This window comes from Noviherbaspirillum sp. ST9 (assembly GCF_048799745.1).
Classification (GTDB): Bacteria; Pseudomonadota; Gammaproteobacteria; order Burkholderiales; family Burkholderiaceae_D; genus Noviherbaspirillum.
In genome coordinates, this window is sequence record NZ_JBLWFR010000213.1 from 1 (window position 1) to 527 (window position 527).

Consider the following 527-nt stretch of genomic DNA (forward strand, 5'->3'; position numbering starts at 1 on the left):
ATGTAAAAAATAATCACATCATGGTCCTATACAATACATAGTAACCTAACCGGCCTGGAAAACTTAATTTATAACCCGGTCGTAAACGATCGGTGTAAGTAAAAGCCGACTGGTCGTGATTTCCTCGAAAAAGGGACGAACATACGTTATTGACAAAGATTGTCAGCAAAAGTACACTTGCTGAAATTTATATTATAAACAAAATGGTATTATTAAATAAGTTTTTACTTTGCCTGCTTTTTAACCCCTGCTTGGTGCTATCAGGAACCAACTGCAGCTATGGAGGCAAAAAAGACACTGATAATATTTGCTTTGTAACGTCAAAAGACACGACGATCTCCGATATGCTTAAATTGTATTTTAGAGAATCTTTAATTACCAATAAAAAATCAGCAACAGCGATAACGTTTTTAAGAATAGCAAAACTATCAAAAGGCTACGAACTTCGGATAGGGTCTTTTGATTCGACTCAAACAAAATCTTTCCTTTCATCGAAAAGAGAAAAAGTTTACGGATTTACGAAACAC

Annotated in this window: 1 protein-coding gene; it reads left to right on the top strand. The window is 34.7% G+C overall.

Features of this window, described 5'->3' with window-relative positions; all coding sequences use genetic code 11:
- Window positions 1-149: 149 nt before the first annotated feature.
- Window positions 150-527, top strand: a 378-nt coding sequence (locus ACNOHI_RS25590; protein ID WP_420477534.1) for a hypothetical protein, incomplete at its 3' end; no start/stop codon positions are given.